13 protein-coding genes are annotated in these 15,291 nt (G+C 34.0%); 10 read left to right on the forward strand and 3 right to left on the reverse strand.

The genetic code is table 11. The features are described 5' to 3' along the window. The first annotated feature begins 119 nt into the window (after window positions 1-119). The 5 genes from AAGD63_RS03125 to AAGD63_RS03145 all read left to right on the forward strand — a co-directional run bounded on the left by AAGD63_RS03125 (window position 120) and on the right by AAGD63_RS03145 (window position 7,016). Window positions 120-1,862, forward strand: coding sequence for an Rne/Rng family ribonuclease (locus AAGD63_RS03125; RefSeq protein ID WP_341812966.1), 1,743 nt, complete (start codon window positions 120-122; stop codon window positions 1,860-1,862). Window positions 1,863-1,935: 73 nt separating this feature from the next. Beyond that, window positions 1,936-3,849 (forward strand): molecular chaperone DnaK, encoded by a 1,914-nt coding sequence (gene dnaK / locus AAGD63_RS03130; RefSeq protein ID WP_341812967.1) that lies wholly within the window; start codon window positions 1,936-1,938, stop codon window positions 3,847-3,849. 72 nt (window positions 3,850-3,921) lie between these two features. Beyond that, the gene (locus AAGD63_RS03135) at window positions 3,922-4,206 is read left to right on the forward strand and encodes a BolA family protein (RefSeq protein ID WP_341812968.1); all 285 of its coding nucleotides are present in this window, start codon (window positions 3,922-3,924) and stop codon (window positions 4,204-4,206) included. A gap of 7 nt (window positions 4,207-4,213) precedes the next feature. Next, entirely contained in the window at window positions 4,214-5,458 is a 1,245-nt protein-coding gene (metC, locus tag AAGD63_RS03140) for a cystathionine beta-lyase (RefSeq protein WP_341812969.1), read from the forward strand. Next, entirely contained in the window at window positions 5,433-7,016 is a 1,584-nt protein-coding gene (locus AAGD63_RS03145) for a UDP-N-acetylmuramoyl-L-alanyl-D-glutamate--2,6-diaminopimelate ligase (protein WP_341812970.1), read from the forward strand. The genes metC and AAGD63_RS03145 overlap by 26 nt, the downstream gene beginning before the upstream one ends. A 372-nt stretch (window positions 7,017-7,388) precedes the next feature. On the opposite strand, the gene miaA is transcribed toward AAGD63_RS03145, so the two are convergent. Next, window positions 7,389-8,273 carry a tRNA (adenosine(37)-N6)-dimethylallyltransferase MiaA gene (miaA, locus tag AAGD63_RS03150; protein WP_341812971.1) on the reverse strand — a complete coding sequence of 295 codons (885 nt, stop codon included), beginning with the start codon at window positions 8,271-8,273 and terminating at the stop codon, window positions 7,389-7,391. 75 nt (window positions 8,274-8,348) lie between these two features. On the opposite strand from miaA, the gene AAGD63_RS03155 reads away from it, so the two are divergent. From AAGD63_RS03155 to AAGD63_RS03175, 5 genes are all read left to right on the forward strand, one after another. Then, window positions 8,349-8,819, forward strand: coding sequence for a hypothetical protein (locus AAGD63_RS03155; protein WP_341812972.1), 471 nt, complete (start codon window positions 8,349-8,351; stop codon window positions 8,817-8,819). Between the two features lie 139 nt (window positions 8,820-8,958). Next, window positions 8,959-9,546 carry an L-threonylcarbamoyladenylate synthase gene (locus AAGD63_RS03160; RefSeq protein WP_341812973.1) on the forward strand — a complete coding sequence of 196 codons (588 nt, stop codon included), beginning with the start codon at window positions 8,959-8,961 and terminating at the stop codon, window positions 9,544-9,546. Window positions 9,547-9,563: 17 nt separating this feature from the next. Beyond that, the gene (locus AAGD63_RS03165) at window positions 9,564-10,415 is read left to right on the forward strand and encodes a DNA polymerase III subunit delta' (protein ID WP_226080389.1); all 852 of its coding nucleotides are present in this window, start codon (window positions 9,564-9,566) and stop codon (window positions 10,413-10,415) included. A gap of 36 nt (window positions 10,416-10,451) precedes the next feature. Continuing rightward, complete coding sequence (locus AAGD63_RS03170) at window positions 10,452-11,246, forward strand: hypothetical protein (protein ID WP_341812974.1); 795 nt, start codon at window positions 10,452-10,454, stop codon at window positions 11,244-11,246. Window positions 11,247-11,275: 29 nt separating this feature from the next. After that, window positions 11,276-11,926, forward strand: a complete 651-nt coding sequence (locus AAGD63_RS03175; RefSeq protein ID WP_341812975.1) for a VirB8/TrbF family protein — start codon at window positions 11,276-11,278, stop codon at window positions 11,924-11,926. Window positions 11,927-11,932: 6 nt separating this feature from the next. Here AAGD63_RS03175 and AAGD63_RS03180 read toward each other — a convergent pair whose 3' ends face one another. Continuing rightward, the gene (locus tag AAGD63_RS03180) at window positions 11,933-13,429 is read right to left on the reverse strand and encodes a proton-conducting transporter membrane subunit (RefSeq protein ID WP_264331108.1); all 1,497 of its coding nucleotides are present in this window, start codon (window positions 13,427-13,429) and stop codon (window positions 11,933-11,935) included. Between the two features lie 341 nt (window positions 13,430-13,770). Then, window positions 13,771-15,213: a replicative DNA helicase gene (locus AAGD63_RS03185; protein WP_264331109.1), complete on the reverse strand. Its 1,443-nt coding sequence runs from the start codon at window positions 15,211-15,213 to the stop codon at window positions 13,771-13,773. Window positions 15,214-15,291 lie beyond the last annotated feature (78 nt).

A 15,291-nucleotide genomic window follows, 5' to 3' on the forward strand; every position in this document is an offset into this window, starting at 1 on the left:
AGTTTATTACGCAAAACACTGAAAGTCAACCCAATAATGCAGATCGCAAAATTCTTGACAATCAATAATATATTAAGTAGCATAAGAACATTTCAGAATGGAAAGTAGACGGTAAATAAGTGGTGAGTGATGGCAAAAGGTTATTGTTGATAGAAAGTACTACCTGTTCTAACGAGGTAAGGGTTGCCCTACTAGTTAATGGTAGGGTTGTAGAGTTTGAACAAGAATTCAAGGAAAAAAAACAATTAAGAGGTAATATATACGTTGCTTATGTAAAGCGTATAGAGCCTGCTTTGCAGGCCGTGTTCATTGAGTATGGAAAAAATAAGCAAGGTTTTTTGTCTTTTTCTGAGATATCTCTAAATTATTTTAATATTCCAGAAAAAGAGAAGGAAATTTTCCCTGATGAAGACTATGCGAGCGGTGTGGACTGTTCAAATGATAATTGCACAGAAGAAGGCCTAGATTCTACAGCTAGTAATGAATCCAGCAGTGGTTTTGTGAGGGGGGTACCTTTACATAGAAAATATAAGTTACAAGATGTGATTTCAGTAAATCAAAAGTTATTAGTTCAATTAACTAAAGAAGAACGAGGAAATAAAGGAGCTTCATTTACAACATACGTAACTTTGGTCGGTAGATACTGTGTTTTCATGCCCAATTCCATAAGTAGGGGTGGAGTATCTCGCAGAATTGAAGATACCAACGTTAGAAAACAGTTAAAGGATATATTAAATTCAATAAATTTACCAAAAGGCTCAGGTTTGATAGTAAGAACTGTTGGTGCAGGAAAAAGTAAGAAAGAAATTGAGCAAGATTACAATAATTTGACCTTATTATGGCAAAATATCCAGCAAAACTTCTCTTCTTTAAATGTTCCATCATTAATTTACAACGAAGCAGATGTAGTTATGAGATCTGTACGTGACTTTTGTAGTAATGATACAGAAATTATAGTATCTGATAGAGAAGTTTGTGAAGCGGTAAGAAAATACACTAAAAATGTGTTACAAGGAAAATTACGTCCTAGGTTATATAGAGGCTTTGTTCCAATCTTTACTTACTATCGAGTCGAAGATCAAATTTCTGAATTATATAGCAATAGAGTAGAATTGCCATCTGGTGGGTCTTTGGTGATAACCTTAACTGAGGCATTTGTTTCAATAGACGTAAATTCAGGGAAAATGACAGGAGAAGATAACATAGAAGAAACAGCTTATAGAACTAATATGGAGGCATTATCTGAAATATCAAGGCAAGCGAATCTCAGGGGCTTATCAGGGTTAATAGTTGTTGATTTTATTGACATGTTGAAACTTGAGTATTGCAAAAATGTTGAATTTGCTATCAAGCAGGCGTTTAAAGATGATAAAGCTAAAGTTCAATTTAGCTTTATCAATGACTTTGGTTTAATGGTCTTTTCAAGACAAAGAATTAAACCAAATATACAGGAAATTAATACTACAGAGTGCTTACGCTGTAAAGGTATTGGAAGAGTGAAATCAAACGAAGTGGTTGTTGCATCGATACTAAGGGATTTGCAACATATTGCTAATAAAAATAAGTCCTTTGATTTAATAGCACGCAGTGCAGTTATAGCACACATTTTTAATAATAAGCGTGATATGGTTTCTACAATCGAAAAAGAGTTCAATATTACATTAAATGTTAGTATTGATAATAGTTTAGATGCAGATACATTTATTTTAAAGCAAGGAGACCATATTAATTTTAATGATTATAAGCCATTGCAGAATTCTGGATGTCAAATTGTGAATAGCAGGGATAAAGAAGCTGGTAAACTACCGGGCAACTTTTGGTTAACTAAATGGCTTTCGCGCCTTTTGGGCTCTAATAACTAAACGGGACTTGTAATTAACGAGTTTTATACTTATATATTTTACATCAGATAATATTTAAAAGGGAGTATTCGTTATGGGAAGAGCAATAGGTATAGATCTTGGAACAACAAATTCTTGTGTTGCAATAATGCAAGGCAAGGATGCAAAAGTAATCGAGAATAAAGAAGGAGCAAGAACTACTCCGTCTATAGTTGCATTTACTTCGTCTGGAGAAAGGTTGGTTGGTGCTCCAGCAAAAAGGCAAGCAACTACCAATGCAAATAATACTTTTTTTGCAACTAAGAGATTGATAGGTCGCCAATATAGCGATCCTGAAATGAAGAATCTAGGTGTACCGTATAAGGTATTTGCAGCAAAAAATGGTGATGCATGGATTAAAACAACTGATAGTAAAGAATACTCTCCTAGTCAAATTGGTGCATTTATACTACAAAACCTGAAAGAAGCAGCTGAGGCTTATCTTGGGGAAGAAGTAAAGGATGCTGTGATAACAGTGCCGGCGTACTTCAATGATTCTCAACGTCAAGCAACAAAAGATGCAGGAAAAATTGCTGGATTAAATGTCCTCAGAATAATTAACGAACCAACTGCTGCAGCACTTGCTTATGGTCTTGATAAAAAGCACGGACACACAATAGTAGTGTATGATCTTGGTGGTGGTACATTTGATGTTTCAGTTCTTGAAATAGGTGACGGAGTTTTTGAAGTAAAGGCTACAAATGGTGATACTCACCTTGGAGGGGAAGACTTCGATAATGCAGTAGTAAATTATTTACTGGCTGAATTCAAGAAAAGTAATGGCATTGATTTGAAAAACGATCCAATGGCTATGCAAAGAATCAAAGAAGCTGCAGAAAAAGCAAAGGTAGAATTGTCAAGTGCAATGGAAACAGAAGTAAATCTACCGTTTGTTACAGCTGATGCAAGTGGCCCAAAACACTTAAATATGAAGCTAACAAGAGCAAAGCTTGAAAGTTTAGTGAATGATTTAATTGAAAGGACTATAATTCCTTGCAAAAAAGCTCTTGAAGATGCTGGTTTGTCTGCTAGTCAAATTGGTGAAGTAGTTCTTGTTGGTGGCATGACTCGTATGCCAAAAGTCATAGAGAAAGTTAAAGAATTCTTTGGCAAAGATCCACACAGAGGGGTTAACCCTGATGAAGTTGTAGCAATTGGAGCTGCAATACAGGCGGGAATCATTCAAGGTGATGTAAGAGATGTGTTACTACTTGACGTAACTCCACTTTCTCTTGGTATTGAAACTCTAGGGGGAGTGTTCACTCCACTTATTGAACGTAATACTACTATTCCCACAAAAAAATCTCAGGTGTTTTCAACTGCAGAAGATAACCAAACAGCCGTTATAATTAAGGTACATCAAGGTGAAAGAAAATTGGCGATTGATAATAAACTGCTTGGTCAGTTTAGTTTAGAAGGAATACCACCTGCTCCTCGCGGGGTTCCTCAAATTGAGGTGAAATTTGATATAGATGCAAATGGAATAGCGCATGTTTCTGCAAAGGATAAAGCTACTGGAAAAGAGCAAAAAATACGTATTCAGTCTTCAGGTGGTTTATCGGAGGATGAAATAAATCGGATGGTGAGAGAAGCTGAGGAAAAAGCACAAGAAGATGAAAAGCGTAAGAAATTTATTGAAGTGAAGAATCAAGCGGATAGTTTAGTTCATTCTACAGAAAAATCTCTGACAGAATATGGTGATAAAATTTCTCCAGAAGATAAATCTGCTATTGAAAATGCAGTTAATGAGTTAAAGGAAGTGAGTAAATCTGACAACATTGATGATGCTGATTCAATACAACAGAAAGTTACTAACCTCTCTCAGTTATCTATGAAACTTGGAGAAGCTATGTATAAGGAATCTCAACAACAACAAGGTGGAGAAAGCTCATCCACAACAAATAATGAGGAAGAAAAAGTAGTAGATTCTGATTATCAAGACATGGATAATAAAGAAGAGAATAAGTAATTCGATTGTCATCCCAGTGCCCAGATACTGTTGGATGACAAGAGGAGCGTATTGTTGCTTAAAGGAACTATTGTGGATATTATTAAGACAATAGAAGAAAAATTACGCGATTCAATAGGTGTAATTGATATTAATATTATCGATGAATCAGCAAAGCATGTAGATCATTATTTTGCTTCTTCTTCGACACTACCTTCACATATCAAATTAGTATTAATATCTAATGACTTTTCTGGAATGAGCTCTTTAAAGAGGCATAAATTGATCTATGAATTATTAAAGAGTGAAATAGAACAAGTACATGCGATTTCTCTTAACTTATATACGCACAGTGAATATAATTTAAAAAATAAATAGTAGAAACGTGAGAGAAGAGTCTTTATTAGTTAAAGCAGGAAGAAAATTTAATGATTATAAAGGATCGATGAACCCACCAGTTTATCATTCTTCTACCATATTATTTCCTACTTACAAGGATTACTTAAGTGCAGCGAATGGGGAGAGTATATATGATGTGATCAATGATGGTGTTGCAAGGGATTACAGCTATAGTAATGTTGGTACGCCTACTGTTCATTATTTTTCAAATGCACTGGCTGAAATTGAGGGTAGGGGACAAGCACTCATCTACCCTTCTGGATTATTTGCACTTACTTTTGCTATTTTGACTTTCACTAAAGCAGGTTCGCATGTTCTGATACAAGATAATAGTTATTATAGGCTAAAGAGATTTGCCGAAAATGAACTACCAACAAAAAGAGGAGTAGAAGTAACTTTTTATGATCCGACACAGGATATAACTGATTTAGTTCAGAGTAACACTTCACTCATCATGATTGAGACTCCTGGTTCTATAACGTTTGAGATTTCGAATGTAGAGCATATAGTAAAAGTTGCTAAAGAACGTGGAATTGTAACCGTTTGTGACAATTCATGGGCCACTCCTTTGTTGTTTAAGCCGCTTGATTATGGAATTGATATTGCACTATATGCGGTGACAAAGTATCTAGCCGGTCACTCAGATTTAGTGATGGGAGCTATGATTGCTGAAGGTAAAATTTTTAAATTGCTTTATGAGAGCTATAAAAATTACGGAGTAACCATTCAATCGCACGACTGTTACCTTGCACATAGGGGACTTAGAACACTGCAAACACGCATGAGGAAACATCAAAGTACAGCAATGCAAGTGGCAAAGTGGCTGGAAAAACATTCAAAAATCAAAAGAGTTTTGTATCCAGCACTTCCCTCCCATCCTCAACATGAATTATGGAAAAATTATTTCAAAGGGGCAAGTAGTGTATTTAGTATAGCACTCGATAGAGAATATTCATGTGAAGAACTAAGCTGCATGGTTGATCATATGAAAATTTTTAGTATTGGTGCTTCTTGGGGAGGGTGCGACAGTTTGATATTACCAGTAGATCGTAGATCTATGTCAAGATCTGTAATGAATTCAGATTGTGGTGGAAGTTTCGTGCGAATATTTTGTGGACTGGAAGATCCTGAAGATTTAATCTTTGACCTTAATGACGCACTAAAAAGGTTACCATGTTTAGACTTTCAAAACGATGAAGTAGGACATGAAACTGAGAGAATTACTGCATGATATTGTTGATGTTAACTTTGACGTTGAAATCAAGGGCGTTACATGTAATCCCAAGAGAGTCAGGGAAGGTTATCTTTTCGTTTGTGTGTCAGAAAGGAGTAAAGAATACGCAACATGCGATACTGGAATCCATATCCTTCCTACTGAATCACAGTGCTACGTACACAACTGTGTAGACGTTGTGATACAAGGGGCCAAGAAAGATGTCATCCCAGTGCTTGACTACTTGGATCCAGAAAATTTAATTGCAAATGAGCACACTAGGCAATTGTATAATAAAAATTGGATTCCAGTGTCCGCTACTCGAATGACAAGTACTCCAAGTTTTGCAGTGCTTTACCACTTGGACCCTCAAGGAATATACAGTGAAATAGTCAGCAGGTTTTATCAATTCAAACAACCTAAATATGTTGCTGCTGTAACTGGTACGAATGGTAAAACGTCAGTGGTGGAATTTTGTCGCCAGATTTGGCAAGATAATGCAGCGTCTATAGGAACACTGGGAACATGTGTCAATAATAATAGAAAAGATAATAGCCTTACAACGCCAAGTGCAGATGATCTTTATTCCACATTGCGTGACATAAATAATAAGAACGTAGAACACTTAGCATTAGAAGCTTCAAGCCATGGAATCGATCAATACAGAATCCATGGACTCAGGTTCAATGCTGCAGCTTTTACTAATTTCTCTCAAGATCATTTGGACTATCACAAAAGTATCGATGAGTATTTTGAGGCCAAGAAAAGGTTGTTTGATGAGGTATTGCCAAAAGAAAAAACAGCGATTTTAAATGCAGATATAGGCGAATATGGAGAGTTGCTCAACATAGCTGAAAAGCGTGGCAACAAAGTTATAACCTATGGAAAAAAAAACTCTGATATTACTTTATTAAAGCAGATACCCACTGCCAATGGTCAATACCTAACAATTCAAATCGGTGATGAAATTTATAACGCATTTTTTCCGATTTTTGGGCAATTTCAAGCATATAATTTGTTGTGTGCAATCGGTATAGTTATTTCATCTGGTATGGACTATCAAAGAATGTGTATAGATAAACTCGCTTCTCCACCTGGAAGAATGGAAAAAGTGAACACTTTTGCATTTGTCGATTACGCTCATACTCCAAGTGCACTCAAACAAGCTCTGTTGTCTTTAAAATGGCACTTCAATAAAAAGATAGTTCTAGTGTTCGGTTGTGGCGGGAATCGTGATCAAATAAAACGTGCAGAGATGGGTAAAATAGCACAAATGCTTGCAGGTAAAGTTATAGTCACAGATGACAATCCGCGTGATGAAGATCCAGGGAAAATTCGTCACGATATTTTGTTACATTGCCCTGATGCACTGGAGATAGGAGATAGAAAAAAAGCTATAGAGAAAGGTATAAATATAGCACATGATGAAAATATGATTCTGCTAGTTGCAGGAAAAGGACATGAAAGATTCCAAATAATAGAAGGCCAAGCCCTTGAATTCAGTGATGTTGAAGTTATTAGAGAGGGCCAAAAATTTGCTACTGTTGTTTTGCTCTCTCCTTCATCCAACGCCTGAATGGCTTTTTCCTTAAGTCATAACTGTACGCTGCTGGCATTTTTACCTTCTTGTTACACTAAATCACTATCTTATCTTGTTCCTACTATTATGAGAAGAGCTATACAAGGATATGAAAGTGGAGATTGTGGTTACAAGATTAGTGAGAGAATATAGAAAAATTGAGGATGAAATATTGCGTGATATAGTTCATTTAGTGATAAAGGCTCTTACAGGTATAGTAGCGCTTCATAAGTAAGAATATTTTTACAAAGAATTTAATAATCACAATTTAGGCAATGATGAAAGTTCTTTAAGAAAAAAGTTTAATACTATCAAGAAAAGTTTGCATAGGCATAGGCATAGCAATATAATACATAATAATCAAAATATCTAAAATCCTGTCAATTTATTTGCACAGTCAATCACTTGAGAATTCGGAAATTGATTTTTAAACCAAGTGTACTGGCGTTTTGCATAATGCCTTGTGTTTGTTTGAGCAATCTGTATTGCTTCGTCTAAAGTAATCTCCCCTTTTAAGTATCTTATAATTTCTGGCACTCCATGTGCTTTCATAGCTGGCAAATGTGGAGATGGGTTCATGCTAAGTAGGTTTTTTACTTCATCAATTGCTCCATTTTCAACCATTTCAATAAAACGAGAATTTATTTTTCGGTATATATCCTCACGTTTAGGTAGAATTGTATATACCTTAAAATTATTGAACAAAGGAGGCTGTCTATTTTCTTGCCATACAAAGATTGTCTTGCCAGTTTCAGTGATAACTTCAAGTGCTCTTGAGAGGCGATGTGAGTCATTAATAAATATTTTACCTTGAATCCTTGGATCTTTGCTTAGCACTAATTTGTAGAATTCCTCTTTACTTAAATTTTTTCTAAGTTCATTTACGTTTTCTCTCACTTCCTGGCTTATTTGTGGAATCGATGATAATCCCTTGATTAAGCTGCTAATGTAAAGCCCACTTCCTCCAGTGATGATGGGTATTCGTGAATTTTTCAGCGCGTTGTTAACTTCCCTCTTTAAATCCTCTAGCCATAAACCTACGGAATAATTTTCTCTTGCTGAAACATAACCATATAGCCTATAAAATTCTTTCTGCTTTGGTGGTTGAGCAGTAGTTACGGGAATCTCTTTGTATACCTGCTTTGAGTCACAGTTTATTATGCTAATGTTTTTATGCTTTTTTATCAAGTTATCGCATAATTCTGATTTACCTGAGGCTGTAATTCCTGTAATAATTACTATATTATCTTTCATTTATATTAATTTAACTAACCTATGATAGGGTGTAGTAAAAATTTGGATTCTACAATCTAAAATTTGGAGACTTTTATGGCAGAAAATGATAACGATAACTCGTTTACTAAGCGTTTTACAAATAGGACTTCTAATGAGACAAGAGGAGGTTTTTCCAGTAAGTATTCATCTCAAAATACCAAAGAACATGCACTAGGAGCAAAAGGAAAAATTTCTGAATTGGCAAACAAAAAAGCTGAAGCCAAGGAAGCTTTTTCTGAAAGTGGCGGCATAAAGAGTAAAAGCAGAACTATCAATGAAAGATCCTTTACTGATGCAACAAGAAGAAGTAGATCAGATCTCATATATCTAGTTCGTGGTAAAGATCGAGGAAGATCAGCTTGGCACTATGTATTAGTTGATAAAGATAAAAGAGAAATGTTTCTGGCAAAAAGTAGAACTGGCTCTATAGATGTTGCAGATTATGGAGAGATTTTATATTCAGGATGGGGAGATGATCCACCACAGACGATAGTCGATAAAATCAATGAGGAGTTCGGATTGTAGTAAATCTGTTGTAAAAACGAGCAGTTGCTAATAAAATTTACTGTAAGTATACAACAGTAGCCATTTCGGTATCTTAATTGCTACCATATAGCGAGATAACGGTAAACCCAGAGCTATTGTAGACATAAGTTTTAGCTATATGGTATTTGAAGTAATAAATGCAATAAAAAATAATTTGTTAGCATGCTTTCCAACAGAGACAGTATATGCTCTTTCTTGTAATGCGCTAGGTAACGAATCTATAGAAAAAATATATCGAATAAAAAAGCGTTCTCAAAACAAGCCGCTCTCTGTATTTGTTAGTAATATTGATAGTTTGATAAATATAGCAAAGGTAAAGGAAGAGTATATCAATTTAATAAACTATTTTTCTCCTGGACCAATGACCTATATTTTACCACTTCAAGATAACAGTATATTACCAAATGAGTTCTTTAAAGATAGTATAGGCATAAGAATTCCTGATCATCCTATTGCGATTTCAATATTAAATGAACTGAAAACTCCAGTAGTTGCAACTAGTATTAACATTTCAGGAGAAAAAAGTATATGCAAAGCAAGAGATATACCTCAGTCTATTAAGCAACACTTATCTGCAGTAATTGAAGATGATGAATTAGTTTCTGGTATAGAATCTACTATTATTGACTTAACTGGAGACAAGATTAAGGTTTTAAGAAAAGGTAAAATTTCATTACAAACAATAAATAACGAATTTTCAAACTAAGATCTATAGGAGAAAGAATGAAAAAGGTGATAGGCCACAACCAAGCAAAAAAAAAGATAATGAACAACTTGTCTGTTCAATCTTGGCTGATCTGTGGTAAAAAAGGCATAGGAAAAGCAACACTTGCACAATCCTTTTCTAATTGGTTTCTTATCAAAAATTACGATGAAGTAGCATTAGACTTACACATTGTTGAAGGTGATACAATAGGAGTGGAAAAGGTGAGAGAAATGAAAAATTTTCTGTACCTAAGCCCCATTCAATCAGAATATAAGATAGCTATAATAGATAGCTTGGAGGCAATGACTAGCAATGCTAAAAATGCAATATTAAAGATATTAGAGGAGCCGCCACAAAATTCTAAAATATTTGTAATTAGCCATAAGCCATATGATGTACAAACCACCATCCGGTGTAGGTGTTTTCAGCTGAATTTACTTCCATTAACTTACGATGAAACAAAGCAGGTTGTTTCATCTCAGTGTAAATTCGACGATAAAATATTTAGTGAGATCATTACTTTGTTTCCTGGAACTCCGGGAGTAATAATAAATGCAATAAACAGTGGTGCTTATGAATCACATAAGCATTTTTATACATTTTTCCGTAATCTAAATAATTCTGATATAGTTAATAAAATAATTAATAGTGAAATTGAGCTAGAACTAGCATCACATATCATTCAAACCTCCATTTTAGAAAGTATAAAGAAAGAAGTAAATAATGTTGAAATTTTGCTAAGTCAATGGAAAGAAATAGATGAACTTTTCGTTGCTGCAAAGCAATTTCGCTTAGATAAAAAGCATGTTTTAGCTAATGTAGTTAACATCATGACACAAAAATATAATACTTTTAACATAAATTCATGATAAAATCCTGATAATTTAATACTTAAAGTATATAGTTTGACTGATAATAAATTAACTTTATGGCAATCAATAGAAGTTTTAACAAAAACCATATTGAACATGCAGAAAGAATTGAGTTTACTCAAGAATACAGCTTTAGACCAAGACGTCACTTTAGAAAAAGGGAAGGAGCTGTCAAGTAGTATCTATGAAGCAAATTTTAAGCTCAATAAGGCAATCAATATAGCTACTTTGCCAAAAATTGGCCATCGCATGCTCAGTGGCGAGTTAGTCATACTTAATCATATTACGAAAGAAGAAGTAAAGATTCCTAGAGATTTTCATTATCTTAAAGTTATTAAACTCAATCATGATGACTATAAACTAACGTTTTGTAATTTTTTAGGTAATGAGTTTTTTGAATATAAAAAGTATGATCCACAATATTCTGATCTTTCAGATGAATATAAATTCGTGGATTTTGGTAGTGTAAAAAAGACTAATAATCTAAAATTTAAGGAGTATGTTGGTCATGCACCTAAATTTTTTGCTGTAGAAGGTCTTATTGAGCCTGGATCTGAAAACCATGTAATTGATCTATTTGAGCTAGTCAGAGACGGTAAAGGCAGAAAAGTGGGAACCCTTGCTGATGAATTTGGTTATTTTGATGATCAAAATAAATTACACTACTATAATTATCACAAAAGTGCAGAAAGTAATACTTATGATCCTGAAAGCTTCAGTGTAAAAATGATAAATTTAGATGTGAAGAAAATTGATAAATTTCACCTTATTGCAGAACAAGGTGATATAATCATTCATCCTATTTTGGAAAATTTAGACATATTTTAAAGTTTTTTTAGAGTTATTATAATTAGGTTATGGAAGTTGAATCAGTAAAAAACAAAAGTTATTTCAGGAAAGCAGTAGAATGGTATTGCCACAGATACCTGTTCTGCGTTATAGAAAGATCTTGGATGGCGTTAATAGCGTTACTTCTCTTAGTATGTTTATTTTTATCATTACTAAACATATACCTATTACTTCCTGTTAAAAAAGATTTAAATTTTGTGAAGTACACGAACCACACAGAAGATGAGTTTTCTACAATACATAAACTTAGTTTTAGTGAAAAAGAAGATGAATACACTTCCATAGCAAGGTACTTGGTAAGTCAATACGTTGAAGCATACGAGTCCTCTCAGATCGTTGAATCAAAGTATCAAGAAAATTTTATAAAAAACAATTCTATATATAAAATCTATCAAGACTTTCAGGAAAAAGTAAACGATGAAGCTGTTTCATCCACAAGAAAAATTACCAACATAAACGTAACAACATTATCTATTGACCGGTTGACCAAGAACTTAGTTACATTTGCTGGAAACGCTACTGTAGTTTTTACAGCTGAGCAAAATAAGAAAATGAAAGACTATGCTGTGGAGATTAGCTTTACTTTATCAAACATGAAAGCAACTCTAACTGGTATAATACCATTTAAATTTATTGTTAATAGCTATAAATATAGATGATTATATTTATAACATTATTTGGTAGCTAAAAAAAATAACTAAAGTGCATATAGCAGTAATAACTGGGGGTAAAACTAGAAGCATTGGTGTCTTTTTAATAAAATAATTTCTAGAAGGCTTTGAGAAAAAGGCGTTGTAAATTATTGGTAAAAAGTATAGAGCGTTGAGTATAGTACTGACAATTAACACCAGAGCTACAAATACAGAAAGTGTTACATTACTAGAGTTAAAAACAGCTTGAAAAATGAAAAATTTGCTCCAAAAAGTCGGAGCAGGTGGTACCCCTATCATGGACAATGCACCTATAGTAAATGCTATCATACTAATTGGCATACTACGTCCTATACCGTGAATTCTATCTATGTATTTCTCACCTGTTTTCGTTATTATTGCTCCAGCAGTGAAAAACAAAGTGATTTTTGCAAATGCGTGGCAAACTAATTGAAAAATTGCAACCCTCATGCTGAATTCACTAAAAATTGAAGCAAACAATATAATATATGACAACTGAGAGATAGTAGAATAAGCAAGCAATTTCTTTAATTCCTTTTGCTTTAATGCAATTAACGATGCAGTAATAATAGTAAATCCAGCAGCGTACGGAAGCCATCCTCCAGCAAACCAACTTTGCTGTGCAAAACGTTGCATATTATCGATGCCAAAAGTGTATAATATAACTTTGATGATGATGAACACTCCTGATTTCACAACAGCAACAGCATGTAGTAGTGCGCTTACAGGAGTTGGTGCAACCATTGCTTTTGGCAACCAAAAATGCATTGGCATTAATGCAGCTTTTCCTATTCCATAAATCAGCATAGCAAAACATACTGCAATAAAAGTTATGAACGAAGTATCAAACTTGAATATTCCACCTCTTACAAAGTCTAAAGTATGGAATTCATTATATAAGAGGCCTATTGCAGGAAAAAATAACACTAAAGAAGAGAAAAATAGTAAACCAAAGTAATAGCGTCCTGCAATTACTGATTCATTTGTTGAGTTGTAAGTAATCAGAGGGTATGTACTAATAGTTAGAAGCTCGTAAAAGACAAATGTAGTGAGCAAATCTCCAGAAAAAGCAATAAACATTGCACAGCTAATCGCTATTGAAAAAAAGCATAGAAAACTCGAGTAGTTACTATCAGCATAGTTATTTCGCATATAACATATTGCATACATACTGGTTAGTACCCACAAAAATGATATTAATAAACTGAATATTGCTCCACTAGACTCTAACTTTAAACTAATATGCAAATTATTACCAAAGTCTATGAGAATAAATTGAGAATGATCACCATACACCAAATATAAAGTGCATAGAGATGTATACGCAAATAGAAGCATAGAAGAAACAACAGTAATGCTATTGTTCACTCTGGGCCACTTACTAGTAAAAGAAATAGCTAATGCACTTAAAAGTGGGATCAACGCAGTAATTAACAAATAATTCTCAGTAATAAAAAGTGGCAAGGAAAGAGATATTAAAACAAAATCCATTAAGTAATTCATCTTTCTGTTTAGGTAAAGCTAAAATTATATTCAAGTTATAGAGAATTTGCTATTTTTTAGTTGTAGATTGGAAGTGTTAAATAAACCATACGCATCAAGTTAAGAAAAAGTGTCGTAATGAAGAAAGGAAATAAGAAAAAACTATTTTATATATTAAGTAATAAAGTTAGTAATTTATAGATTTTTCTAAAAAAATATCTTATCCTAGATAAGAATTTCCTAAAAAAATAAATGTAACAAATAAAATGCCAATCTTAAATATTGCTATATTTCACGATAGCTACTTAATTTGGCACGTATGGTTTGTTAAACACTTCCACTCAAAACCGCTACAGACTATATCTTTCTGTATAATCTTTAAATGCACCTCTATTGGAGTCAAAATGTAGTTTCACACTACCAATTGGCCCGTTTCTTTGTTTTGCAATGATCAGCTCTGCAATATTTCTAATTTTCTCCATTTTCTCTTGCCACTCTCGATGTTTATTACTTCCTTCATTTGGTTGCTTTCTTAATTCATAATATTCTTCTCTATAGAGGAACATTACTATATCCGCATCCTGCTCTATGCTTCCTGAATCACGTAAATCAGAAAGTTGTGGTTTTTTATCATCCCTTTGTTCAACAGAACGAGAGAGCTGTGATAGTGCAACAATGGGAATATTTAGTTCCTTTGCAATTGCTTTTAAACCCTGCGTCACTTCTGAGATTTCTTGCACTCTATTTTCACTACTCCTTTTTGTTGTTCCTCGAATTAACTGCAGATAATCAATAAAGACCACCTCTACATTATATAGTTGATAGAGAAGACGTATTCTGGTACGGAGAGCACTAATTGATAATGCAGGAGTGTCATCTATGATGAAAGGTAATTCGGATAGATCTGTACTAGCATTAATGAATTCGTGTAATTCAAAATCACTAATTCTCCCAGTCAGTGCCTTATAATAACCAATGCCTGAATCTATAGTAATCAATCTTGCAGTCAATTGCTCTGCTGACATTTCAAGTGAGAAAAACGCTACGTAGTGTTGTTTATCTGTTCTTTTTTGCAAAATCTTACAAGCATTAAGTGCGATGTTCAGCGCCAATGCTGTCTTTCCCATTGAGGGCCTTGCAGCTATAATTAACAGATCAGATTTCTGCAAACCACCAAGAAGCTGGTTTAGGTCTTGAAGTCCGGTTGTAATACCTAGCGCCTCTGGGTTATTCTTCAGCTTGCTGATCTTCTCAACCACATCTTTAATTGAACTTGCAAGCTTTATATATGTCTTATCACCTTGCTTTTTTACTGCTAAGTTGAACAACTTTGTCATTGCCTGCTCAATTTGTACCTGTGCAGGATTTTCAATGTCGTAGTTGTAACTATCGTCAACTATCTCCTGCCCGAGCTTGATTAAGCATCTCCTTAAATAAGTATCACGGATTATTCTGGTCAAGCTATAGATGTCAAGCGCAATGCTTGCCTTTGCTGCAAGTTTTGCTAGGTACTCAACTCCACCACATTCGGCAAATGCTTTATCATTTTCAAAAAACATCTTTAGGCTTAGTTCATTGGCGACTATGCCGTGTTTTCTGGTTTTAGATATCTGGGTAAAAATGCTTTGATGTAGTGGATCATAGAAATTATCTGCTGTGATTATGTCTTCAACTGCATCACAAATTCTATTATCTCGAATCATTGCACCAATGAGCATTTGCTCTGCTTCTAAATTATGTGGCAATTTACATATTTCTTCTCTTGAATCAATAAGGTTAACTAATTCATTCATTTTAAGTTTTTAGAGTAATGATTGATTATTGTAGAATATTCAGTCCTTACTTAAAAGATAAAAAATTTGACTAATCTT

It is taken from the genome of Wolbachia endosymbiont (group B) of Germaria angustata, from assembly GCF_964026725.1.
Classification (GTDB): domain Bacteria; phylum Pseudomonadota; class Alphaproteobacteria; order Rickettsiales; family Anaplasmataceae; genus Wolbachia; species Wolbachia pipientis_C.